At 50.4% G+C, this 23,778-nt stretch carries 17 protein-coding genes; 11 read left to right on the plus strand and 6 right to left on the minus strand.

Annotated elements, in window-relative coordinates:
• Nucleotides 1–27: 27 nt before the first annotated feature.
• Nucleotides 28–1,326, minus strand: coding sequence for an aminotransferase class I/II-fold pyridoxal phosphate-dependent enzyme (locus Q0V21_RS26445; protein WP_301249003.1), 1,299 nt, complete (start codon nt 1,324–1,326; stop codon nt 28–30).
• Nucleotides 1,327–1,504: 178 nt separating this feature from the next.
• Nucleotides 1,505–2,122 carry a pyridoxamine 5'-phosphate oxidase family protein gene (locus Q0V21_RS26450; RefSeq protein WP_301881301.1) on the minus strand — a complete coding sequence of 206 codons (618 nt, stop codon included), beginning with the start codon at nt 2,120–2,122 and terminating at the stop codon, nt 1,505–1,507.
• 136 nt (nt 2,123–2,258) lie between these two features.
• Here Q0V21_RS26450 and pdxR point away from each other — a divergent pair, with 136 nt between their 5' ends.
• Both pdxR and Q0V21_RS26460 read left to right on the plus strand, forming a co-directional pair.
• A complete protein-coding gene (gene pdxR, locus Q0V21_RS26455; protein WP_301881302.1) occupies nt 2,259–3,719 on the plus strand; it encodes a MocR-like pyridoxine biosynthesis transcription factor PdxR in 1,461 nt (486 codons plus the stop codon).
• Nucleotides 3,720–3,843: 124 nt separating this feature from the next.
• Complete coding sequence (locus Q0V21_RS26460; protein ID WP_079347636.1) at nt 3,844–4,629, plus strand: helix-turn-helix domain-containing protein; 786 nt, start codon at nt 3,844–3,846, stop codon at nt 4,627–4,629.
• A 489-nt stretch (nt 4,630–5,118) separates the two neighbouring features.
• Here the strand turns inward: Q0V21_RS26460 and asd are convergent, their stop codons facing one another.
• The gene (gene asd, locus Q0V21_RS26465) at nt 5,119–5,910 is read right to left on the minus strand and encodes an archaetidylserine decarboxylase (protein ID WP_079347634.1); all 792 of its coding nucleotides are present in this window, start codon (nt 5,908–5,910) and stop codon (nt 5,119–5,121) included.
• Between the two features lie 85 nt (nt 5,911–5,995).
• Nucleotides 5,996–7,126, minus strand: a complete 1,131-nt coding sequence (locus Q0V21_RS26470; protein ID WP_301881303.1) for a YheC/YheD family endospore coat-associated protein — start codon at nt 7,124–7,126, stop codon at nt 5,996–5,998.
• A 394-nt stretch (nt 7,127–7,520) separates the two neighbouring features.
• Between Q0V21_RS26470 and Q0V21_RS26475 the strand changes: the two genes are divergently transcribed.
• The gene (locus Q0V21_RS26475) at nt 7,521–12,191 is read left to right on the plus strand and encodes a WIAG-tail domain (protein ID WP_301881305.1); all 4,671 of its coding nucleotides are present in this window, start codon (nt 7,521–7,523) and stop codon (nt 12,189–12,191) included.
• Nucleotides 12,192–12,377: 186 nt separating this feature from the next.
• Here the strand turns inward: Q0V21_RS26475 and Q0V21_RS26480 are convergent, their stop codons facing one another.
• Nucleotides 12,378–13,943 carry a M4 family metallopeptidase gene (locus Q0V21_RS26480; protein ID WP_301881306.1) on the minus strand — a complete coding sequence of 522 codons (1,566 nt, stop codon included), beginning with the start codon at nt 13,941–13,943 and terminating at the stop codon, nt 12,378–12,380.
• Nucleotides 13,944–14,706: 763 nt separating this feature from the next.
• On the opposite strand from Q0V21_RS26480, the gene Q0V21_RS26485 reads away from it, so the two are divergent.
• From Q0V21_RS26485 to Q0V21_RS26500, 4 genes are all read left to right on the plus strand, one after another.
• Nucleotides 14,707–15,657 (plus strand): glycosyltransferase family 2 protein, encoded by a 951-nt coding sequence (locus Q0V21_RS26485; protein WP_301881307.1) that lies wholly within the window; start codon nt 14,707–14,709, stop codon nt 15,655–15,657.
• 62 nt (nt 15,658–15,719) lie between these two features.
• The gene (locus tag Q0V21_RS26490) at nt 15,720–16,835 is read left to right on the plus strand and encodes a glycosyltransferase family A protein (RefSeq protein WP_301881309.1); all 1,116 of its coding nucleotides are present in this window, start codon (nt 15,720–15,722) and stop codon (nt 16,833–16,835) included.
• Nucleotides 16,832–17,605: a glycosyltransferase family 2 protein gene (locus Q0V21_RS26495; RefSeq protein WP_301881310.1), complete on the plus strand. Its 774-nt coding sequence runs from the start codon at nt 16,832–16,834 to the stop codon at nt 17,603–17,605. The genes Q0V21_RS26490 and Q0V21_RS26495 overlap by 4 nt, the downstream gene beginning before the upstream one ends.
• Nucleotides 17,602–18,333 (plus strand): sugar phosphate nucleotidyltransferase, encoded by a 732-nt coding sequence (locus tag Q0V21_RS26500; RefSeq protein ID WP_024632601.1) that lies wholly within the window; start codon nt 17,602–17,604, stop codon nt 18,331–18,333. The genes Q0V21_RS26495 and Q0V21_RS26500 overlap by 4 nt, the downstream gene beginning before the upstream one ends.
• Before the next feature lie 235 nt (nt 18,334–18,568).
• Here the strand turns inward: Q0V21_RS26500 and Q0V21_RS26505 are convergent, their stop codons facing one another.
• Nucleotides 18,569–18,937, minus strand: a complete 369-nt coding sequence (locus Q0V21_RS26505) for a hypothetical protein (protein ID WP_301881311.1) — start codon at nt 18,935–18,937, stop codon at nt 18,569–18,571.
• Nucleotides 18,938–19,145: 208 nt separating this feature from the next.
• Between Q0V21_RS26505 and Q0V21_RS26510 the strand changes: the two genes are divergently transcribed.
• The 4 genes from Q0V21_RS26510 to Q0V21_RS26525 all read left to right on the plus strand — a co-directional run bounded on the left by Q0V21_RS26510 (nt 19,146) and on the right by Q0V21_RS26525 (nt 23,772).
• Nucleotides 19,146–19,910, plus strand: a complete 765-nt coding sequence (locus tag Q0V21_RS26510) for a GT-D fold domain-containing protein (protein ID WP_301881313.1) — start codon at nt 19,146–19,148, stop codon at nt 19,908–19,910.
• A 64-nt stretch (nt 19,911–19,974) separates the two neighbouring features.
• On the plus strand, nt 19,975–21,534 hold the full coding sequence (locus tag Q0V21_RS26515) for a glycosyltransferase family 2 protein (RefSeq protein WP_301881314.1): 1,560 nt from the start codon (nt 19,975–19,977) through the stop codon (nt 21,532–21,534).
• A gap of 316 nt (nt 21,535–21,850) precedes the next feature.
• Nucleotides 21,851–22,120 (plus strand): glutaredoxin family protein, encoded by a 270-nt coding sequence (locus Q0V21_RS26520; protein ID WP_301881315.1) that lies wholly within the window; start codon nt 21,851–21,853, stop codon nt 22,118–22,120.
• Nucleotides 22,121–22,431: 311 nt separating this feature from the next.
• Nucleotides 22,432–23,772 carry an LLM class flavin-dependent oxidoreductase gene (locus Q0V21_RS26525; protein WP_301881318.1) on the plus strand — a complete coding sequence of 447 codons (1,341 nt, stop codon included), beginning with the start codon at nt 22,432–22,434 and terminating at the stop codon, nt 23,770–23,772.
• The last annotated feature ends 6 nt before the right edge of the window (nt 23,773–23,778 follow it).

Consider the following 23,778-nt stretch of genomic DNA (forward strand, 5'->3'; position numbering starts at 1 on the left):
TTAGATAAGCATTTTACTGCATATGATCTAGTTCGTCTGAAGATCCAGAACTCCGCGATAGATCGTATCAAACAGATCTTCCAAGCCGGATTCTTCAATACAGGAGAAAGCAATTCGCAGATCGGACTCACCCAGTGCAATGGTACCGACGCCATATTTCTGTAGCAAATGGGTCCGGAGTTGCTCTGCACCCACATCTTTCAGCTTCAGACACATGAAGTAACCGGAGTTGAATGGGTAGTAATCCCATACCTCACCGTATTTACCGCTATCAAGAATGGCTTTTACTTTGTTGGCGCGGCCTTTCATGATTTCAAACTTCTCCAGCTTCTGTGCTTCGAACTCAGGTGCTTTCAGTGCATCCAGTACAAACGTTTGGGAAGGATGCGGACCACTGGAGATGGTTGCACGGATAATACCCAATGTTTTCTGCTCCAGTGCATGCAGAACCGCAGCGTCTTCATGAGCATACGTAATGAATCCAACGCGGAAGCCCCATACAAATTCTTCCTTGGTGGCACCGTCAACTTTGACAGTCAGGACACGTGGGTGAAGGTTCGCCAGTTTACCAAACAGGGATTCGTGAATGGAATCTTCGAAGAAGAGACCAAAGTAGGCATCATCGGTTACAGCAACGACGTTTACACCAGCCTCCGCCGCTTGACGAATCGTGTCCACGATTGCATCCGCTTCTTCAGCTCCAGGCGTATAACCTGTCGGGTTGTTCGGGAAGTTGAGCAGCACGATGGCTTTGCCTTTATCCTTCTGCGCAAGCAACGCTTCAAGTAGGCCTGCACTGTTGAAATTCAATTGATCATCGAACAGGGGATAATGAACCAACTGGCCGTGACGGCGAATTCCGAAAGTCAGCTCATAATTTTCCCAGTTTTTATCCGGATATATAACAGCGTCCCCTTCTTCAGCGAACAGGTCGGCTACGATACTTAGTCCATGAGTTAATGCGTTAGTTACAATCGGATTACCAAACGTTTTACCTTCAAGGGAAGGTGTTTCCTTCAGCATCTTGTCTCTCCATACGGTCCGCAGCTCAGGCTTCCCTGCAGGCGGAGCGTAAGGGTACAAATCCTTCGGTTGGTATGCAGACAGCTTATCCTGAATAACAGCTAAGTGCATCGGCACACCGCCCTCCAGAGCGATACCAATCGTAGCATTGTAGGTTTTGGCCAGACTTGCTGCTTCAGCAGACTGACTCAAGATACCTTCTTTTGGAAAATAGATTTCTTTGCCGAGCTGCGACAGCATGGAGTAGACGTGACTGCTGCCTGCCTGAATACTTTCGTTCAACTGTTCAGCCAGTGGATTCATTCTTTTCATCCTTCCAAGTCTTTGTGATTCAACTGCCTAACATTATAACACCTTGCCTTCCCCCCGTCACGGAAATAACGCATAATGACAGTTTTATCACTTCACCGCGTTGTTGTAGATGTTTTTGAGTTAGGTTAATGTCACTTCTTTCGTTCGATTCTACTATGGAAAATGAGTATTATTCCTGATGAAAAGGACAGTATTTCCGCATCATTTCTGCGGTTTCCGCATCTCTTCCTTCGTTACGCTGCTCCAGTTCACCACTAATATGATCAAAGCGTTCGGCTGTGAGGTTCTGTCCAAATTTGAACTTGGCACTCATCCGTTCCGGAACAATGCGGACCACAGCAACAGCTTTGAGTTGTCCCTTGTATCGGGGATCAGCTGCATCAATGGGGATATATCCGCCCTGCGGCTGGAGTTTCTCCATGAAACGTTGCAGAACCTTACCTTTGATATCCAGATCCTGAAGCGGCTCTGCCTGACCGGATGCCATTACACTTTTGAAAAAAGAGGTTGCCGGACAGGCCAGCTCTGGATCACTGAAATAAGATGGAATCATGGAAAACTCTTCGGCCACTGTAAAGCTGACCGAGGAATCCTGTTTGATCTGCTTCATTTTCTCTCCGGCAAGACTGCCGTGGAAATAAAAACAACCGTCCATATATACGAAGTTTAGCGGTGTTACCCGTGGCTGCCCGTCTGGACTGACCGTTCCCAGAAAACCAAAGGAGCATTGCTCCAGAAAGGTTATCATTTCCTGCTCTTCATCTACATTGAATTCTTTTCTTCTCACTGGTGTTCCCCCTTGAATGGCAATGTGTATTAGATCGTTGTACCTTAGCCATAACAATAGAACCTGCATTGACATATAAAAAGATCCAATTTACATTCACTTTAGTAGACCAATTTATTTGGAAAAGGGGTGCACGATGGAATTATGGCTGCCCATGGATTCATACGAGCTTCAACATCGTTACAAATACGAGGCGTTGTACCATGCTTTGCGTGACGCCATTCATGCAGGAATGCTGGTTGGTGGCACAAGACTGCCTTCCACCCGAGAGTTAGCACGTCAGTATGAAATGTCACGCGGCTCCGTAGCCCAGGTGTATGACATGCTGCTCGCTGATGGCTATGTGCGGGCACATCGGGGAAGAGGGACTTTTGTTTCGGACACATTAACGGCACAGGAACATGCGGGACAGGAAGCGATCCTTCCACTTTCTCCATGGGGAGAGCGGGTGAGCATGCTGAATATTCATAATCAAAATGAAAAACCGTCATCTATTGAACGGGAGAAACCGGTCATCAACTTCCATGTACAGCGCATGCCTGCCGAGCACTTCCCGCAAGCGGAATGGAAAAGTGCTTTGGCCGCCGTTCATCGCAGCAGTGGATCACATGAACGAAGTGGTACTGCTGGAGACCTTGAGCTGCGTGAGGCCATCGCGTCACATCTAAGATGGACACGCGGCATCCAGGCTGATGCATCACAGATCGTGTTGTTCAGTGGTTCCATGCAGGGCATCACCCTGCTGGCACAGCTGCTTATCCCAGAGGGGGCAGCTGTTGTATTGGAAAATCCGGGTTATCAGGGGATTGCCCATGCGGTGAAGTCCTGTGGAGGGACGATTATTCCAGCGGAGGTTGATAGCGGGGGAATTATTCCGCAGCGCTGGGAGGCACAGACGTTATTTGTGACCCCAACCCGTCAGTTTCCTACAGGAGCAGTCCTTGGTTTGGACAGACGGAGAGCCATACTTGAATGGGCGTCGGAGCGCAATGCCGTCATTATTGAAGATGATTATGACAGTGAATTTCGCTGGGGTGGCAGACCGATTGAACCGCTCAAAGTACTTGATCGTGAACAAAGGGTCATCTATGTCGGATCGTTCTCACAAACGATGGTTGCATCCTTCCGGCTGGGCTATGCGGTTCTTCCGCCAGGTCTGGTGCAGCCACTGATCGCTGCAAAAGCACTGTACGAACCGGTTCCTCCTGCCCTTCTGGAGCAGCGTGCACTTGCGAAGTTTATGACCCGGGGAGGATATTTGCGCCATCTAAGACGGTTAACCCGTCTGTACGGGGAACGGCATGCTTTTTTTGTCAGTGAGATGAAGCGGGAATTACCGGAACCCTTCATCATGCAGCCTGGGGATGCTGGATTGCATATTTATGCTGCCTGGAAAGGGAGTATCGACAGTTATGAACGGTTCAAGGCACAGGCTCTGGAAGAAGGTGTCGTATTCCGAGATGCGGTGCGTTATCGGCTGACTCCAGGTCTTCCGGCTGTGTGTTTTGGCTTTGCACATCTGGAGAAAGAGGAGATTCAAGAGGGGATAAGGCGAATGCGGTTAGCATGGGAGAAGTGCACATTTTCGTTTCGGTGAATTCCGCTGTATAATGGAATAAGGCGTTTCGCTCCAGCAGGAGCAGGAATCATATATATACACATATCGCATCATTATTGATGCCTTATGCAAAAGAGATTAACTTTCAAGGGGGAGTGGCGACATGCTGCAGGCATCGCCGTCATCTTTTGTTATTTTGCCCGCCGTCGCCAAAATTGTCTGCGAACCGGGATGGAAGTGGCAGAAGCGGGAAAAACCGATGCAAAACTATGACTTATTTTACGTGTGGAGTGGTGAGGGGACCGTGGTGCTGAACGATCAGCCATATGAAGTGGGCAAGGGAAGCTGTTTCCTGTTCAGGCCAGGCGATCATCCTACTGCAACACATAATAAGCAAAAACCGTTGGTACTTACGTATATTCATTTTGATATCGATATACCCGTTAATGATGTTCCGCAGTCCTACCGTGAAGTACTGGAAACGGTCGAATTCGAGCATTTGCTGGCTCGGTATGTACGGCTGTTCTTATCCGATGTATATGGGCGTGAGGAAGAAAGTCGGCTGATTCTGAAACAGCTGATGATTCATTTGCTGCGCGCGGACACGGAAGCTCCTGTGGAGAAAAAGGTGAGCAACCAGTTATCTGATGTCATCCAGGAGGTTGCTAACTATGTACGCCAGCATCCGGGGATAACACATCGCGTGGAAGACCTCGCTTCCAGAGCTGGATTATCGCCTCGATACTTCTCGATCAAGTTCAAGGAATTGATTGGTTCGTCCGTGCAATCCTATATCATTCGCATGCGCATTGAGCGGGCTGAGCATTTGCTGGTGCATACCGGCATGAATGTGACCGAAGTGGCAGATGCCCTTGGGTACCGGGATATCTTTTTCTTCAGTCGTCAGTTCAAGCAATATACCGGCAAAAGTCCGTCCGAGATTCGATAGGGCCTCTTTGTCGGGTAGAATATGGCAACGTTTCAATTCTGGGAAGCAGGGGTAAGTATGTAGCATTCCAGACGATCGAAAGGGGGAACTTGTGATGAACGGAAAACGTCGGGTCCGCAACCGGGGATGCTCTATAAAGGGCTTTAATCTTTTCCGGAACCGCCTGCGCCGCAGCAAACCGGCAGAGGAAATGCAGGACGTATGGTTTTAAGAAATGGTCAGAAAACCAATATGACGAAGCATAGCTTCGTATTGCATGTATACATGGAATGAGAACGGATGTCATCTTGGCTTCTACATAGATCTGAAGCAGATAATTGGATTCTTTGATCAACCAAAGGTACTCATAGCCTGGACACTTTACCCTAAAAAGGTGTTCCGGCTGCGAGTACCTTTTTATATAGGCAAATGTTCTGTGTGTAATTTCTTTCTGTATATTAGAAATTAAAAAAGATGACTCCTGTTATTCAGGAATCATCTGCTCATTGCTCATTGGACGGGTTTTAACCGACCGAGCAATTCTCCCATTTTGACGGAATCACCAGGCTGCAAGCCCGGTTTCGGTTCGAATGTGCCGCTCTGCGTCAACAGTACGACGGTGGAACCGAATTCAAAATATGCGAGATCATCGCCTTGTGCCCAGGAACTGACATCCGTACCGGCGTACTGTATACTGCTCACATTCATTGCGCCTACCTTCACGACAGCAACTTCTCCAAAATCATGGGCAATATACGTAATGAGCCGTTCGTTTCGACTCAGCACCGATTTCATATGGGTCAGGCCAAAATCATTTACCGGATAAACCTTGCCCTTAATATGTTCACTCTCCATTCGGCGACCGCTAACAGGCGCATGAATGCGGTGATAGTCGCGAGGACTGAGGTATAGGACAAAAGCATAGCCGTGCTTGTACTTCTCCAGATGCGGTGAGTGGTTTAATAATTCAGCAAGTGTATAATTTTGTCCCTTAACATTCAGGAGCGTTCCAGCAGATATCGGACCGGCTGCCGTGATTTTGGCATCTACCGGACTGATCAATGCATGTTCTGAAAGTTCAAGCGGGCGCATGCCCGGTTTAAGTTTACGGGTAAAGAAATCATTCAATGAACGATATTCCTTCCAGTCTTTTTCAGCTTCCTGAACAGGGATGTCGTAGGTCCGGACAAAATAAGGGATAAATGCCTTGCTTCCTCGGCTTTTGGAGAAGGCTCCCACAGTCCGGGAGATCCATTTGCGAGAAGAAAGCTCGGTCATTAACCGCAACAGCGTTTTTGCCATGAATATCCCCCTTAGGGTTAGTGCGAACTTCAAGGCCGGCAGGACCGGCCGTTCTGCATAATATTGACACAGAATGCCCGCGAAATCAATATAGGCTCCTATCGTACGTCTGAGGTTGCCGCGGTATGCGCGAATTCTGTTCCAGCAGCAGACGTCCATAAGCCATCGGTTGTCGGTAACTGGTCTTCCAATGCTCCGTCATCCCGGCCTTTCGGAAACCGTAGCGTTGATCCCTTCCGTTGCATTCGATAAAATAAATCCGCCCGTTCTCTGTTATCCCCAGATCAAGTCCAAGGTCCGCAAGATGTGGCAAGCTCGAGGCCAGCGTCCGTGCGATGCGGAGTCCCACAGACTTGATTCTGGCCTCCAGTTCTAGTAGATGCCAGTCGGATTCCTCCGAGCCAAGAGCTTCAGCCAGCGTCATGACTTTGCTGCCTTGGGCGATATTCGTGACAAACGTATGAGCCGGAGCTACCTTGGCGAATATGCCCGTGATTCCCCACAAACCGTCACCTCCACGTTGCACCGATACCCGCAGATCTACGGGTCTTCCTTCATAACGAACCAGAGGTATGCGCTCTTCAATAAGATAGGCATGACGAAAAATACGGCGAAGGGTAGCTGAGGGCAGTTGTCCCTTATTCAGTCGAAAGGTAGCCCATCCCTTGCGTGAAGTTCTTGTCTCACAAGTGAGTTTCCATTGACCATCCTTTTGGAATATCCGCATAATGCCGTGACCAATGCTTCCGCTGCAAGGCTTGATCACCAGATCATCGTAATGTTCCATCATATAGGCCAGAGAATCGGGTGTAGCTTTGACCGCACGGGGGAGATGCTGCCTGAGATCGGGGTCCTGATAAAGCATCTCGTGAATGTGATCTTTGCGGTATCGATTGCGAACATTGTATACCTGTATGCCCTGCAACAGAAGTTGGGTCACCTGGTGCTGCTCCGTACGGCGAAGCTGGAGAGCCCGATTATGAATAACAGAAGGCAATGGCATCCTTTGACGCACGTATATACCCTCTTTTTTTACATAAGCCATACAGGTTTTGGTATCCGAATCCACGTCTTCCAGCCGCAAAAAACAAGGGATTAATCCATAACAGGCCGCTGCCTGTTCAACATTCGCGAGTGATTCCTGACCCGTCCTTCCAGCCGGTATCCCCCGGTACATGCGTGAATCGAACAGAATACCGATCGTTTCTTGTAGCATGACCGTTCCTCCTTCAATGTTATCGCGACCATGGATCGTCCATCCATGAAATGCCGGCCTGTCAACGCCTGGTTGGATATCACGATAACGCAGACCGGAATCATGATGCTTCGATAGGCACCAATGAGTTCTCATACCAGCCCTTTGCATTCTATAGATTTATGCAAAATGCTTACATGATATCGTATGACATTTCCGGGTCAGGGGCGTGGACAGCCGCCTTACATAAGTGAACGGGTACAGCCTATTTCAGCAGACCGCATTCCAATAATGCATATTTTGAAGCTTGTACATCCACGTGCTGTAATTGGCAAAAGTCATGAATTGTAGTGGCAGATGCCCAGACTGGAGCATATGATGCCGGAGACGAACGTCAGAGGAAGGAGCAGGCTGTATGAGTAAAAAGGGCAATAAGAAGATTCCTACGCCGAAACTGCGGCATGTGAGTCCAAAATTTAAGGAACTGGATCTGACCAATCGACGGTCAGACACAATGAGCTCAGGTTTCACTTCGAATAGGGAAGCGCGCGTGAATGCAAATAAACGGGATTCGAGGGCCATTCAGGAATCAGAAGAATTCCTATTCGAATCAACGGAGCTACCTGCTACAACGAACGAGCTGGAAGACCTAAAAATCGTAGCCAAAATCATTAAGCCGGAACCCGTAGAGTCTGATAACGAGGAAGTCGTCGAGACACAAGATAGCCTGGAAAAGCAGATTCAGGTCAGCAGCGTGGCTCCGCATGTTCTAGAAGAAGAAAAGGACGTCAACAAGCAGGAAATCACAAGCAGGGATCGGCTGCAGATCCTGAACCAGAACCAGATGCCGGGTCATACCGGACACTATATCTACACGGACGACTTGAGTGAATTTGCTGTTACGGAGAGCAAACTGGCTCCTTTCTCTGTGGATGCCTCCAAGCTGAAACCGGATGCGGTAGGCAGTGAAGCATTGCAGGATTATGCGGTGACCAGCATTCACATTGCAGACGGGGCAATTGTTTCCGCTAAACTTGCGGAAGCGTCTGTATCCGAAGAGCACTTGATTGACGGCTCCGTATCAGGTCACAAAATACGAAATGCTTCTATTGCAGGCGATAAAATCAGGGATGGCAGCATTACTTCCCAGAAGCTTGGCAACCAGGTCATCGATTCAGCCAAAATTGCCGACGGTTCCATCGGCACAAGACATCTCAGCCGAATGCTGGTTACGGAAGAATTAATCAAGAATCATGCCGTAACTGGAGACAAGATTGCGATTAGCGGCGTGGATACAAGGCATCTCACGGGAGGAGCGGTGCATACCTCTAAACTGGCTGACGATGCGGTGACTACATCCAAAATTCGTGAAGGTGCTGTCACAGGCAGCAAAATCGAAGAACAATCTATCGAGTCTCACCATATCCAGGCAGGTGCTGTTAAACAGATGCATCTGGCAGAAGGGGCTATTGGTCGTTCACAACTATCTATTGGCAGTATTGGGAGTGACCAGATTGAGGATGGATCCATACAAACAAGACATTTAGCTGAGGGTTCGCTAAGCGGAAGACATCTGCTGGACGGTTCCATCGGTTCAAGCCAGATCCGCGCTTATGCAATTGGCAAGGAGCAGATTGGAAACGGAGAAGTAGGCAGTGAACATTTGACGGACGGTGCTGTAACCAGCAGCAAACTGGCAGACCAGTCGGTTGGAACAGCTAAATTGCTGGAACAGTCGATTACAGCCTCCAAGATTTCTGATCAGAGCGTCATTTCTTCCAAAATCGCGGATGAAGCTGTACAGGGCAAACATCTTGCCAAAGGGTCCATTCGTGCGGAACACATTGCGAACCGGGGAATCACGCCCGTACATGTGGACAATTCCGCAATTCACTCCATTCACATTGCAAGTGGAAGCATCGAGGCAACTCATCTGTCTACCGGAAGTGTGTCCGGAGATGCTCTCGCGGATGGCGTGGTATCTGAGCGGCATCTGGCAGAGTCAGCTGTAGGTACGTATGAATTGCAGGATGCTGCAGTTATAGACGCCAAGCTCGCGGATGGAAGTGTGACAACAGAAAAACTTGGAACGGCTTCGGTTAGCAGCAGAGCGCTTGCCCCGGGGAGCGTCGTATCCTCGCATCTTGCGAGCGGTGGAGTCACAGGTACACATCTGGCTCCAGGCAGCGTGGGTTCCGAGGCCCTGAGACCTTATGCAGTGAAATCGGAACACCTGACAGAACATGCAGTAGGTGTACCTCATCTTCAGCCAGGCAGTGTTGAAACGGATGCAATTGCACGGGCAGCCGTCACAACAGACAAATTGGCTCCTGGCAGTGTAACTTCAGCCCAGATGGCAGGCGGATCCATTTTTCCACCTCATCTTACAGATCATGCGGTTACCTCCCCCAAGCTATCACCAGAGAGTGTTGCCACGGATAAACTGGCGGATTTTGCTGTCACGTCAGCCAAACTGGCAGACGGCAGCGTGACTTCTTCCAAAATTATGGCAGAAAGCATTCACGCCAAACATATTCCAGCAGGAACCATTCGCGGTTATCACCTGAAGCAGCATGCCGTTTCACTGGAACATTTGTCGGAGGAAGTACGTTCTCCAGAATTATTCGCTGATGGGAGTATTACTGGCAACAAACTGCGGCATGGGTCCGTAACAGTAGACCATTTGGCAGCAAATGCGGTGTCCGGTACTGAATTGCAACAGGTATCGGTAGGCAGCGAGCATCTGCAGCCATCCGCTGTGCAATCCGTTCATCTGGCTGATGGAAGTGTGAAATCGGATCATTTGGGTACGGGGGTGGTGAATTCACAGCATCTGAAACCCGACATCATTCATGAGGAACATATTGCTGAACAGGTAGTCACATCCCATCACTTGGCACCTGGATCTGTCGAAACAGACCATCTGGCACCTTTATCCATTACAGCGGCTCATCTGCAGCCAGGTTTGATCAGTGGTTTGCACCTTCAGGCAGAGTCGACAAGTGCGGTTCACCTGCAGCAAGGAGCTGTACATTCCCGTCATATTCAAGATGGTGAGATTCTTCCTCATCATATCCATGAACGCAGCATCGGTACGTCTCATCTGGAAGAAGAAGCAGTAAGTACGATTATATTACAGGATGAATCGGTAACACGCTCCAAACTGGCGAGTGGTAGTGTTGATGGCAGCAAATTAGCCGCAGGGGCAGTATCGGCTGCCCACATGGCAGACGAAAGTGTGCAAACCCGCCATATCCAAGAAGGTGCAATCCTTGCTGGTCATATTCAAGAACGCAGCATTGGCACACTCCATTTGGAAGAGGAGTCGGTAAGTGCAGTCCATTTGCAAAATGGATCTGTTACGAGTGCCAAACTGGCGGATGGCAGTATAAACGGAAGCAAGTTATTCGAAGGTACTATATCGGGGATTCATATCGCATCGGAAAGTGTGCAATCCGGGCATATTCAGGCAGGTGCCATCCATGCGGGTCATATTCAGGAGCGCAGCATTGGCACACCCCATCTGGAAGAAGAAGCAGTAAGTGCGGTTCATCTGCAAAATGGCTCCGTAACGAGTGCCAAACTGGCTGATGGCAGTGTAAACGGCAGCAAGCTGCTCGAAGATACAGTGTCGGGGATCCATATCGCTTCCGAAAGTGTGCAGTCCCGCCATATCCAGGAAGGAGCAATCCTTGCTGACCATATTCAGGAGCACAGCATTGGCACGACCCATCTGGAAGAAGATACAATCAGTACGGTTCATCTGCAAAATGGGTCTGTAACGAGTGCCAAACTGGCCGATGGCAGTGTGAGCGGCAGCAAATTACTTGAAGATTCGGTGTCAGAGGTCCATATTGCCAATGGAAGTGTGCAATCCCGTCATATCCAAGAAAGAGCGATTCATGCGGACCATATTCAGGAACGCAGCATTGGGATCTCCCACCTCAAAGCGGAATCGGTAAGTGCGATTCACCTGCACAATGGCTCCATAACAATTGCCAAACTGGCCGACGGCAGTGTTAACGGCAGCAAGTTGCTTGAAGGAGCGGTATCAGCTATCCACCTGGCAGACCAAAGTGTGCAATCTCGGCATATTCAGGATGGAACGATCCATGCTGATCATATTCAAGAACGTAGTATTCGCACAACCCATCTGGAAGAGGAAGCAGTAAGCGGGATCCATCTACAAAGTGGGTCCGTAACGAGTGCTAAACTGGCCGACGGCAGTGTAAACGGCAGCAAATTGGCTGACGGCGCGATAACATCCGCGCATCTTGCAGACTGCGCCATCGATGGCAGCAAACTGAGTGAACAAAGCATTACATCCAATCACTTGAATGCGGGAATTGTAGGCCCGGCGCATTTGAGCGAAGAGATATGGAATGCGATTCGCCAGTTCAGTGGAGAAACGCTGGAGCAGCTGGCAGCGATCAAAAGACAAGAAGCATTGCTTCAGACAGAGAGCGAAGCAGTACAGCCTTCACAGCAGGCCCTGGTCGAGGCACTGCCGGGTGCTGGTCTGGAGGAAACACAAATTCACCAGACATCGAATCAGGAGCTGGAGGAACAACAAGAGCAGGCAGCCCAAACGGACCAGCTTGGAGAACCATTGGCAGCTGCTTCAGTGACGACAGAGGAGGTAGTTCAGGCTCAGCAATCACAGCTTGAATTGTCACAGGAGATCGGTGGAACTACGGAGTTTATATTGAGTGAACAATCGATTACACAGGAACATTTGTGTGATGAGGCGGTGGGCAGCGAGCAGCTGCAATCCGGAGCCGTTCAGGCCAAACATCTGGCATTCCAGCCTGTACGGAGTGTCAGCCGTCAGCCTGTCGTGCAGCAGTTCGGTATGGAGGCTTTCCTATTGCCTGAGGATGAAGAATGTGTGGAAGTATCGGTAGCCTTTGAGGAATCGTTTATATCGGAGCATTATGTGATTGTAGCCATGTGTAATGATCGGGGATTTCAGGTGTCGCTGCTCTCCCAGAGTGAAGATGAAGCTGTACTGGAAGTGTCACGTACTGGAGGTTCCAAACACACGTATGGATTGTTATCATGGATTGCCGCCGGGCCTTCCGTGTAAGCGTGCGGGATCACGTGCCTTCATCTTCAAAGACAACTGTGGACGAAGGAGTACACATGTTCAAATAGACAAAAGCGGTTCCCGGATTTGTCCGGGACACCGCTTTTTTTCATATATAAGCTTGCTCCGTTCGGACGATGAGGGGTGCCTGAACGAGTGAATATGAGTTCAACAACAAATGGATTCTTACAGTCCTACGGCTTGATAAGCTTTGGTAATTGCAGTAACCTCGGCGGAAGTTGCACCGTACAGATCTTTGGCTGCTTGGATGGTAGCTGTTTTTGCCGCAGCAAATTTGGATGTTGGTGTCAGATAGTTCACGAGTGTGCTGTAGAAGATTTGAATGGCTTTATCGCGTCCAATTCCGGTTACAGTGACACCGTTATGCGTGCCGCCTTGAACTGCAAGATAGTATGCTTTGTTGATGATACCGCTGTTGGTATGAACACCACCGTTGTCAGCTGTTCCGGTATAACGGTCACTGTATTTGTCAGGTTGTCCATACAATGTAGGGTTGGACATGGAGCGCAGTGCATCGCCTGCAATGTTAGGTGTGTAAATGTCGTCACCGATCAACCAGTTTTTGCTCTGAATGGTATTGCCGAAGATATCTGCGAAGGCTTCGTTCAGTGCGCCTGGCTCATTGCGGTACTCCAGGTTGGCTGTGTTCTCAATGACACCGTGAGTCAATTCATGACCTACTACGTCCAGATCACCGGACAGGGAAGTGAAGGTTGTACCATCTCCGTCACCAAATACAATCTGTACCCCGTTCCAGAAGGCGTTATTGTAGTTGGAGCCGTAATGTACCGTGGATTTGACCAGCAAACCGTTGCCGTCCAGACCGTTACGGTTGAATTTGTTTTTGTAGAAATCATACGTGGCGGCAGCATAGGCATGGGCATCTACTCCGGCATGATCAGTCCATACATTGTCGGAATCCGTCAGGAGAGTACCTGGAATGGTGGAGCGATTGCTTGCGGTGTAGGTTTCGATCCCTTTGCCGCGAGTGGTATCTTTCAGTTGGAAGGTACTGCCGGATTGGGTGGTTGTAAGAGTCTTGGTATCACCAAGTACACCTGTACCTGTTCCTGTTGCGAAGTTGATGAGGTCATATTGAGATACGATACTGCCGTCAACGGCATTCACGAAATATTTGGTACGCAATGGGGCTGGTTCAAGCACATTGACTTCAGTAATGTAAACAAGATAGGTTTGGTTGTCCTCTTCATTGTGGTAAATGTTCAACTCGGCTTCAGGGGTTTTCTGTGGTTCGCCAAGCTCTCCAACGCGGGAAGTGGCTTCTTCCGATGCAATCTTGATCGCATCCTCTGCACTGATTTCAGCGACGCCGTCATTAGGGATGGCTTGTTCTTCAATCGGTGGAAGATCACCAAGTGCGGATGAAACCTGTCCTGTTTTGTCCAGGTGGATCGTTTGCTCGGCACCGTAAACTGGAATTCCTTTAATGTACTGCTTCAGGCGGAAGTGCCGTACACCAGAGGTGTCTGTCGTTCTTTTAATAATTTTGAGTTGGGATTTCACGTCGGAATTCTGGAATTGGTCCTGTTGACCAAGGAAATTGAAGATTGTTTCGTCGGAGCCGCTGTTCAACTGGATACCCTCCTCAGAGGCATATGGGGCCTGCAATGGAATGGACTGATCAGACAATGGAGCTGCAGCAGCAGCAGATACGGAAGCGAGCAAAAGAGCTCCTCCAAGAATTGTTGGCATAACTTTAGCAAATTTCATAGTAAACTCTCCCATTCTCAATATGATTTTTTGGAAAACAAATAATTATGCCAATCTCGGTTGGAGTTCCGTCTGCAACTTGGGCAGCGCGGAGCGTGAGGCTGAATCTGAAATGTGGAATATGACAAGAAACGATAAGGAACAAAATCGGCAGAGCCTGTATGCCTGTGGTTGGGTGTAAAAGGAGTACCGTTTATCCGGTTCAGCTATGAGGCTTAATCGTTCATTGTAGTTCCTCAATCAGAAGCCAGGGGTCTTGTCCACTTGCGAAGCAGAAGATGTTCTTACGGAGCCGGGGTGTTCGTTCCGGGTTCACATAACCAAACCTGAATTACGTATTTGAACGGCATCACTCCTCTCAAGGTACATGCAGCAAACGCTAAAACAGTCTCCCGGATCATCCTGCTGCGAGCAGAATTAACCGAAGGTCAATTATCAGGATAAAAATAGAAATCGAAAGGAACACATGTTCCTTCTTAGGATTTTTTTTGTAAATCTACTTCTTGCAACGTATATTATCACAATGTAAAAGGTTGGAAAAGATGCAATTTTAAATTTTTTTTGAAATTGTGTCTGAAGTAGGGGAGCTGTAGCGGATTTCGAATATTTTGGCGAATATTGTCTGAATAAATGGATTGACTGAGCTTGATGGCGGACAGAACCTGCTCGGTTCAAGGACATACGCCGTTTCCACTGCTCCATGAATACATAGAATAACGTGTACTCCCTTTGCATGCCGATGATGTACACCCGGGAGGTGACTGTGTTGCAAAAACGCGGCAATACCGCTTTTGTTGCAGCCAAATCGAATCTGGCACAAAGAAAAGCGCAACTAAAGAAGCGTCGTCTGAAATCTGCATACAAAAAGGGTACAAAGGCCTATACGTACGTGATTTCACCCAAGGACCAAACGAAATGGCCAGCATTCGGAGATGAGCATGCGATGAGAGAGACACCTGCACAGGATTCGACGAACTCGCATAAACCACTGCTTTCGGTCATTATACCTGCCATGAATGAAGCGCGAACCATTGGTGCAGTCGTCCGTCAGGCGCTGCGTATATGCCGTGATGCTGAAGTGCTTGTTATTGTGAATGGTTCAACGGATGGAACGGCAGCGGCGGCAAAAAGGGCAGGAGCACAGGTGCTTCGTTATGCTGAAGCTTTGGGACATGATGCAGGAAGAAGAATCGGTGCAGCGGCAGCTCGTGGCAGGGTGCTGTTGTTCACGGATGCAGACATTCTAATTCCGGCAGAACATCTCGCGCCATATGTGCGAGCGATACTGGATGGGACGGATGTGGCACTTAATGATTATAACGGGCCGGTGGCGCGCACCCCTGTTCACCCTGTGATAGAGGCCAAACATGCGCTGAACAGCATGCTAGCCAGACCTGATCTGCAAGGTGCTTCCATGACAGCCATTCCGCATGCATTAAGTCGCAGGGCACTTGAGGTAATGGGTACGGAAACACTGGAGATTCCACCGTTGGCACATGCAAAGGCGGTTATCAGCGGGTTGAAGGTGCGTGCTGTCCATCATGTGCCTGTGGGCAAAATGAATGCAGTTCGAGTCAAGAAACGAAACGGACCTGATCCGCTCAGTCAATTGATATGGAATGATCATCTGACAGCGATCAAGTGGATAACCGATACGCTTGGCCCACGTGGAGGGCATTCCGACCTGCAGCGTGTTCGTAGCCTGACGAGGTGAGCATGCTGCATAAATCAAGAAAGCGGCTTCGTCAAAAGAGGCAACATGCTGGAGGTGAGGAAATGAAGGAGCGTTCAGGGGGCGTCCGTCGTCAACGGAAAGCAGGCAGACGAACAACAAGGAACAGAACGAGAACCATGGGCAGGAAGAGCCTGTCTAAATCGCCGCTAAAGAGTTCAGCAGCGAGTAGATCGATAACGAAAAGATCCGTATTGCATGAAGCATTCAACGCAGGGCAACGGTCCGGACGCAAGGCGCTGCACAATGAGCAATCGATTGAACAACATGTACGTTCGACATGGCAGGAGCATGAGGCTGCGATTTCAGCGGAATTAAGGGGCTATCCTGCTGCAATGCAGGCAGGGAAAGCTTTCATGCAGGGGTATGCTCATGCTGCTGGACGTCCATTGAATATCATACCACTTGCCCTTAACAAACCTGCCGCTGCGGTCGTCTGTGCCTGTAATGAGGAACTTACGCTGGGGCAAGTGCTCGTACAACTGAAACGGTTACCGCTGACGGATATCGTTGTGGTATTGAATGGAACAACAGACAACAGTCTAATGCAGGTGCTTGAACAGCCTGGTATCACGCTCGTATATGAACCTGACCGGGCGGGACATGATGTAGGCCGTGCACTGGGGGCCAAGATGACGGAGGCGGAGACCCTTCTTTTTGTGGATGGGGATATGGTCGTTCCGGCAGAGCAACTCGCCCCGTTTCTGTATGCAGTGGACCGGGGGGATGATGTGGCACTGAATAATCTTTCATCCCTTTTGCCTCCATTTGCCCGCCAGGATGAAGTGAGCCGGATCAAAGCATATCTCAACCGTGTGCTGAACCGTTCGGATCTGGGTTCCAATTCGTTGACGGCCGTACCCCATGCCCTCTCGCGCAGGATGATCCAGATCGTAAAACCACAGGCCCTGGCCGTTCCTCCCAAGGCGCAAAGTCTAGCCATTCAGCACGGATTAAAAGTGACAGCGCCCAGTCAAGTCGATGTCATTCGTTCCAATCGTCTGCGTTCCACCAATACGGGCAGCGGCAACGAAGTGGCCCGATTGATCATCGGCGACCATCTGGAGGCGATTGCAGCCTGGCTGGATATGGGCGGCAATACGTCACATGCCCGGTCCATTTCCCGTGTCGAAGTGGCCTACAGGAGGAATGCCAGATGACACTGACGAGTATCATTATTCCGACGTACAATGGGCTGGACCTGCTGAAGCCATGTATCGATGCCATTCGAAAATATACTGATCATCATACGTCATATGAAATTATCGTTGTGGATAATGGTTCGATTGACGGAACGGCAGCGTATTGTGCCCAGGAACGAATTCGTTTTGTCCGGCTGCCGGATAATCGGGGTTTCCCGGCGGCTTGCAATGCCGGGCTCCGTGCAGCCTGTGGTGATGAGCTGTTGCTGCTGAATAATGATGTAACGGTTACCGCCCGCTGGCTTGAAAACTTGCGGGCTGCCCTCTACAGTGATGCCAACATTGGCATTACAGGTCCGATGACCAACTATGCAAGTGGAATCCAGCAGGTGGAACTGGAGTTCCGGGACATGGCCCATTTTCAAGAACTGGCTGCTGCCAACAATATAGTCGATGCTTCCAGGTGGAAGGAAGTCAGACGGATTGTCGGCTTATGCATGCTCATTCGGCGAAGTGTGATGGAGGACATTGGTGTGCTTGACGAAGCCTATTCGCCGGGACACTATGAAGATGACGATTATTGCTACAGGGCCTGTCAGAAAGGGTATCGTTTGCTGGTATGCGGGGATGTACTTGTACATCATCGCGGCAGCGCGAGTTTCCTGAAGACCGATCCTGTGGCATGGAAACAGTTGCTTGAGCGCAATCGATCCATTTTTATCAACAAATGGCATGTCGATCCCCTTAAATATATTGAGACATCCGATGAAGGAGGGATAGTGGAATGAAAGGTGTAATTCTTGCAGGCGGAACCGGAACACGACTGTATCCTCTGACCCGGCTGATTAACAAGCATCTGATTCCAGTCGGCAAGCACCCGATGATTATGTATGGCATCGACAGACTCCGCCAGGCAGGCATAGAAGAAATATTGATTGTTATCAACAAACATTCCGCTGGCTTATACACGGATTATTTGGGCGGTGGAGCAGATCATGGCGTCAAGCTCACGTATCGGATTCAGGAAAAAGCAGGCGGAATTGCTGAAGCATTGGATCTGGCGACTTCGTTCATCCTCCCTGGAGAAAAATTTGTTGTTCTGCTGGGTGACAATCTGTTTAGCGACGATTTGAAGCCTTATGTGGACCGGTATTTGCAGCAGCCTGCGGGTACGGCTCGTGTTTTGCTTAAAGAAGTGGACGATGCACGGCGGTATGGGGTGCCGGTGTTTGATCCACAACATCCGGAACGAATCTCATACATTGAGGAAAAACCGAGCGATCCGAAGACCTCTTATTGTGTTACTGGCATATATATGTATGATGACCATGTATTTAATCTTATCCAACGCATTGCCCCTTCGGCACGCGGTGAACTCGAAATTACAGACGTGAACAATCATTATGCAGCGGCTGGAGGACTGGAATACGATATTTTGCAAAAATATTGGAGTGATGCAGGGACGTTCCAATCGCTTCAGGAAGCAGCCATCCGCATGAAGGGACAACTGCCCTAAAATATATGCGCCTGATGCTGCCGCTGTGAGAGGTCCCTTGAGAGCAGAACAACCTGCGCCGGAGCCGGAAGAATGCTCCGGCGCTTTGTGCAGCGGCGGCACTCCTCGTGCATGCCAAGGGAGGGAATGCCGTGAGAGCAGCAAAACGCAGCGACAAGAGTAGGAAGAAGACACCGGGCAGTCATGCCGGACCCTGGCACGTATCTGTGGGAGTGCAGCCCAAAGCGGGCTCAGATCACGGATGGGGAAACAAAGGCTTGAAGCCAAGAGCTGTGGAGCTCGTAGGAATAGAGCACAAGCTTTTTGCAGAACCGAAAGGTAAAGCCAGTGGGCGTACCGGTGTAAGACGTCGTGGGAGCGCAGGAGCGCGAGCACGAACAGGGGCAAAAGCAGGCGAAGCCCGCGGCAGTACAGGTGCGCGAGCAAAAACAGGCGAGCGTGCAGGCGTGAGCCGTGGTAGCAAAGGTGCGCGAGCCAAAGCGGGCCAGCGCGCAGCTGCAGGCCGCGGGCATGCTGCGCCGCGCAGCGGGCGGGCCGCAGTCGCCCGCCGCAAACCGCGCACGGCTGCGCAGCGTGCGGCCAGGCCAGCAACGCAAGCCAGCACGCCAAAGGCGCTGCCTGCCAGCGGTGCTGGCCCCGCCCCGCAGCAAGCGACACACCGGCACGATGGTGTCGCTCCCGCGGGGCGGGAAAGCGCTGCCGCGCATGCGGGCAGCGCAAGGGCACTTGCGCCTGCGCAGCTGGCTGCAGCGCCCGAGAGCGGCTACGCCGAGGGCTTCCGCGACGGCGTGTTCGCGGGCGGGGAGGCGCTGGTGGCGCAGCACATCCCGCCTGATCATATTCTGCCTGCCGTGGCGGCGGCAGATCTGATCGAGGCGGGATTCCGCCAGTATGCGCCTACCCTGACCCGGCTGGCCAGCCCTCATGAGATGGCTGGCCAGATCCAGAGGGCGCTGGATGCGCAGCGCCCTCTGTCCGTCGTTCGCCTCGGAGATGGCGAACTGCTGACCCTGGCAGCCGATACGGTGCTGCCAGGTGAACAAGTGCAGGAGCTGGCACCGTTTCTGCCTTATGCAGGGGTGCCACGCTCCACACCGGACATCCGCGCTGAGCTCGCGGAAGCCATTCAGGGCGCCGATTGGGTAGGCGTACCCATCTCGCGTGCGCCCACTTTTCAAGGGCTGTTATTTCCAGTATTTCGGCATTTCGGCATTGACTGGTCTCGTCTGAATCTGACCAGTTCCACGATTAACTACAGCCTGCATCAGTCGGGTCTGTTGTTGCCCGTGATACATGGCCGCCGGGTGCTGCTGATTGGAAGCCAGGCTGCTGAGCTCGGAGCGTTGTTGAACGGTCGTGGCGTTCATGTGACAGGTATCATCGGTGCAGTGGAGGGGGTTGCGGATATCCCGAGGGTGATGCAGCAGACTGCGGAGCATTCTTTCGATATCGCTCTTGTAGCGGCAGGAATTCCAGCCGTCATTCTGTGTCGCCGAATCGCTGGTGAGCTGGGGCGGGTTGCCATCGATTTTGGACATTTGGCTGACAAATTGGTTATAGGAGAGCTTCAGCTCTAAGGGACGGTCTGGTGCGATGTTCATCGTAACGCGCATTGGGATGAGGGGAAATGGAGGAAGCAACATGAGCACATCAGGCAGACGTTCAAAGCAGCGGGAAGCAGCGTCATCTGAAACCGTTGTTTTGCACTCAGCTCGAAGTCGTAGTGGAAGGAAAACCAGACGTCAAGGCTCAGGTAAACGGGCAGCCAAGAACGCAAAACTGTATAAGCAGGGCTACCGTAGAGGCTATGATGAGGGCGTGAGGCAGGGAGAAAGCTCATTCGGGCTGGTATTCGAAGGGGTAAGCATTATTATTCCGACGTACAACCAGCGCGAATATGTCCTGCAATGTGTGTCCAGTATTGAAAAGCATACACCTGCGCCTTATGAAATTATTGTTGTGGATAACGCGTCCAAAGATGGCACGGCGGAAGCCATGCTTCGCAAAGGTGGCATGGTAAGGGTCGCTGCACTGGATAAGAATCGTGGTTTTGCCGGCGGTGTCAATCATGGACTGATGATGGCGAGAGGCCGACACATTGTCGTGCTGAACAATGATACGCTGGTCACTCCAGGCTGGCTGGATAACATGATGTCCTGTCTTAACAGTCATCCCGAGATGGGGGTCGTGGGCCCGGTTACCAATTACATTGGTGGAGATCAGCAGATCGAAGTCCCATACACAGATGTGGAGGAGATGTGGTCTTTTGCAGCGCAGCATAATCGTCCGGATGCCGGTAAGCATCGGGAGACCGATAGGCTGGTCGGATTCTGCTGGCTGTTCTCTCGGGAATTGCTGGAGCGGGTAGGTTATCTCGATGAAGGCTACGCTGTGGGTAATTTTGAAGATGACGACTGGATCATCCGGGCGAGGCTGGCGGGATACAGGCTGGCGGTAGCCGGGGATGCCTTCATACATCACTACGGAAGTGTAAGCATGAAGGCGCTGGAAGAACAGGATTATGTAGCGGTGAATAAGGATAACGAACAGTTTTACACTCGAAAATGGGGAGATCCCCATGCACTCGTTGCCGAAACTTCCCGGCTCTCGCTGCATTCAAAGGTGTCGACCGGTCAGCAGGAGAGCACGACACCCCTTGGTAAGACGGACTCCTCTGACCTGAGACAGCGCATTTCCACCAAGGGCAGCAGCGATGTAATGCATAAGCTGAGACGCAGCACGGACTTTTACCCGGAGGGCTGTTTCATCACGGATATCAAGGGCGATGTTTACCGACTGATGCATAGACAGCGACGCAAGCTGAACATTCCCGTACCACGCGGCATTTCTCCCGTTCTGGTTGCCAAACCGGACCTGCTCGGCGTACCTGCAGGTGAGCCACTGGTATCTGGGGGTGAGGTGCAGGGCTGGCCCTTTGCAAGAAGCCATGTTCATGCTCAACCGGTTGAAGGCAACCGCGATGCGCTGGAGGAAGGCATGATTATTGCCGCAACGAATGAGCGGGATGTGTGGTATCAGATGAGTGGCAATAAACGTAGGAGGTTTGTAACCCCTTATGCTGCGGAACGATGGGGCGTGCAATCCGGGCATGTCGTTCATGTATCCGCTAACCAATTGCGTTCAATCGAAGAAGGCTGGCCCATCATTGCTTCTCCCCAGCTCTTGAACGAAGATTTGTAATGACGGGGTCCGGCTGCCTTGTATATCGGTTCGACAGCATGATGCGGAATGTGATGTACAGCGTATCGTTACGCTATACATCCTTTCCGCATCCGAACTTTACATAAATTACGAATTATGAAATGTAACGACTTTTTTCAAATTTAAAATTTAATCTTTCTATCCTCTTATAGGTTTATTCTATTGGCAGATCCATTGACGCTTGAAGAGGTGAGGAGTACATTTATAGCCATAATTCTTATTTAACAGATAGGAATAAATGGTCTGGGTGGTGATCCATCCTGATCTGACAATGAATCAATCAGGAGGTATGCAGATGTCTTCTACATCGAAAAAAGTAGTGCTTTGGAGCAAAACAGGCTGTCATTTCTGCGGGGAGGTCAAGGCATTTTTAACGGCCCGCAACCAGCCTTTCGAGAACATCGAAGTACAAGGCAATGATGTGCTGAGGGATGTGCTTGAAGCCAAATATGGCATTCGCCATGTACCTGTCATTGAAGTGGGTGGAGATGGCAAGTATGAAGCATTGCTGGAGCCCGATCTGGAGAAACTGGCGGAACTTCTCGCCAGGCCGATGAAGCAGTAGTCTGACCGGACGTGGCGGATCTCTTGATAAAGCAGTTTCCGGCTGCTGGCTGCTGAAGGCTGTCATTTCAGTTTGCAGCAGTCGGGACTTTTAAGACATCGTATCCTCATATTCAGATATCCAATCCTTATATAGAAAAGTTCTATAAGTAACGCTGTTGACCGATGTGCGGGGCAGTGATAAGCTTTGTGAAATTAAAACTGACCAAACTCATAGGAATAGTTTACTTTTGTTTTTCATTCGTAATCCATATCAGATCGGACTTAAGAACATTTCTTGATATATCCTAATCCAAGGAAGGCGGAATAGTTATGACGGCTCAGCGCAGTTTGAAATTTGGAGCGATTGTCCACGGTGTAGGAGGCAGCATGACGACTTGGAGACACCCGGAGATCCAGCCGGATGCCAGTGTGAATTTTGAGTTCTACAAACGACAGACGTTGAAAGCGGAGGAAGGCAAATTCGATCTCGTTTTTATCGCTGACGGTCTTTATATTACCGAGAAATCTATACCTCACTTCTTGAATCGATTTGAGCCCATCAGTTTATTGTCCGCCCTGGCCGCGATTACGTCACGGATTGGTCTGGTTGGAACACTGTCCACCTCCTATAGTGATCCATTCACAGTCGCCAGACAGTTCGGTTCTCTTGATCTGATCAGTAATGGCCGCGCTGGTTGGAACGTTGTTACTTCCCCGCTTGAAGGTTCGGCCAAAAACTACAGTAAAAGCAACCATCCAACCCACCCGGAGCGTTACCGAATTGCAACGGAATATTTGCAGGTAACCAAAGGCCTGTGGGATTCGTGGGAAGACGATGCCTTTGTAAGAGACAAAGAGAGCGGTGTTTTCTTCGATCCATCCAAGCTGCACACACTCAATCATGAAGGAGAGTTCTTCTCCGTACAGGGTCCCCTTAACATTGCTCGTTCACGGCAGGGGCAGCCGGTCATTTTTCAGGCAGGTTCTTCTGAAGATGGCAAGACTCTTGCTGCCAAGGAAGCGGATGCTGTCTTCACGGGACATGATTCAATCGAGGATGCACAGGCCTTTTACAAGGATGTCAAAACCCGTGCAGCTGCTTATGAACGTTCCGCACAGGATATTGTCATTTTGCCAGGAATTAATCCGATCATTGGACGGACAGAAGAGGAAGCGGAACAGAAATATCAGGAAATTGCCAGCCTGGTCACCATCGATAAAGCACTGGACTATCTGGGACGTTTCTTCGAGCACCATGACTTCTCCCAATATCCGCTGGATGAGCCATTCCCTGAGCTGAATGGCATTGGCAGCAACAGCTTCCGCAGCGGTACGGACAAAATCAAGCGGGATGCCAAAGAGCAGGGATTGACGCTGCGCGAAGTAGCCCTGCGAGCTGCAACACCGAAGAGCAAATTCCTCGGAACACCGGAGCAGGTGGCTGATCAGATTCAGGAATGGTTTGAAGCGGAAGCGGCAGATGGATTCATTATTCATTCCGAACTGCCGAGTGGATTGTCCGATTTTGTAGAGCTCGTTGTTCCGATTCTGCAAGAGCGCGGCATCTATCGCACTGAATACGAGCATGACACATTGCGCGGCAATCTCGGGGTGCCAATTCCGGTGAATCGTTACACGGCTGCCCGGGAGCAAGTCGGAACCGAGGCGTAAGAAACT

It is taken from the genome of Paenibacillus sp. 11B, from assembly GCF_030487755.1.
Taxonomy (GTDB): domain Bacteria; phylum Bacillota; class Bacilli; order Paenibacillales; family Paenibacillaceae; genus Paenibacillus; species Paenibacillus vandeheii.

Excerpts from the sequence above, each read along its gene's own strand:
- Q0V21_RS26480 (WP_301881306.1), bottom strand. The coding sequence starts at position 13,943 with ATGAAATTTGCTAAAGTTATGCCAACAATTCTTGGAGGAGCTCTTTTG.
- Q0V21_RS26515 (WP_301881314.1), top strand. The coding sequence starts at position 19,975 with ATGAGCACATCAGGCAGACGTTCAAAGCAGCGGGAAGCAGCGTCATCT.
- Q0V21_RS26460 (WP_079347636.1), top strand. The coding sequence starts at position 3,844 with ATGCTGCAGGCATCGCCGTCATCTTTTGTTATTTTGCCCGCCGTCGCC.
- asd (WP_079347634.1), bottom strand. The coding sequence starts at position 5,910 with ATGGCAAAAACGCTGTTGCGGTTAATGACCGAGCTTTCTTCTCGCAAA.
- Q0V21_RS26525 (WP_301881318.1), top strand. The coding sequence starts at position 22,432 with ATGACGGCTCAGCGCAGTTTGAAATTTGGAGCGATTGTCCACGGTGTA.
- Q0V21_RS26490 (WP_301881309.1), top strand. The coding sequence starts at position 15,720 with ATGAAGGAGCGTTCAGGGGGCGTCCGTCGTCAACGGAAAGCAGGCAGA.
- Q0V21_RS26500 (WP_024632601.1), top strand. The coding sequence starts at position 17,602 with ATGAAAGGTGTAATTCTTGCAGGCGGAACCGGAACACGACTGTATCCT.
- Q0V21_RS26445 (WP_301249003.1), bottom strand. The coding sequence starts at position 1,326 with ATGAATCCACTGGCTGAACAGTTGAACGAAAGTATTCAGGCAGGCAGC.
- Q0V21_RS26470 (WP_301881303.1), bottom strand. The coding sequence starts at position 7,126 with ATGCTACAAGAAACGATCGGTATTCTGTTCGATTCACGCATGTACCGG.
- Q0V21_RS26495 (WP_301881310.1), top strand. The coding sequence starts at position 16,832 with ATGACACTGACGAGTATCATTATTCCGACGTACAATGGGCTGGACCTG.
- Q0V21_RS26520 (WP_301881315.1), top strand. The coding sequence starts at position 21,851 with ATGTCTTCTACATCGAAAAAAGTAGTGCTTTGGAGCAAAACAGGCTGT.
- pdxR (WP_301881302.1), top strand. The coding sequence starts at position 2,259 with ATGGAATTATGGCTGCCCATGGATTCATACGAGCTTCAACATCGTTAC.
- Q0V21_RS26475 (WP_301881305.1), top strand. The coding sequence starts at position 7,521 with ATGAGTAAAAAGGGCAATAAGAAGATTCCTACGCCGAAACTGCGGCAT.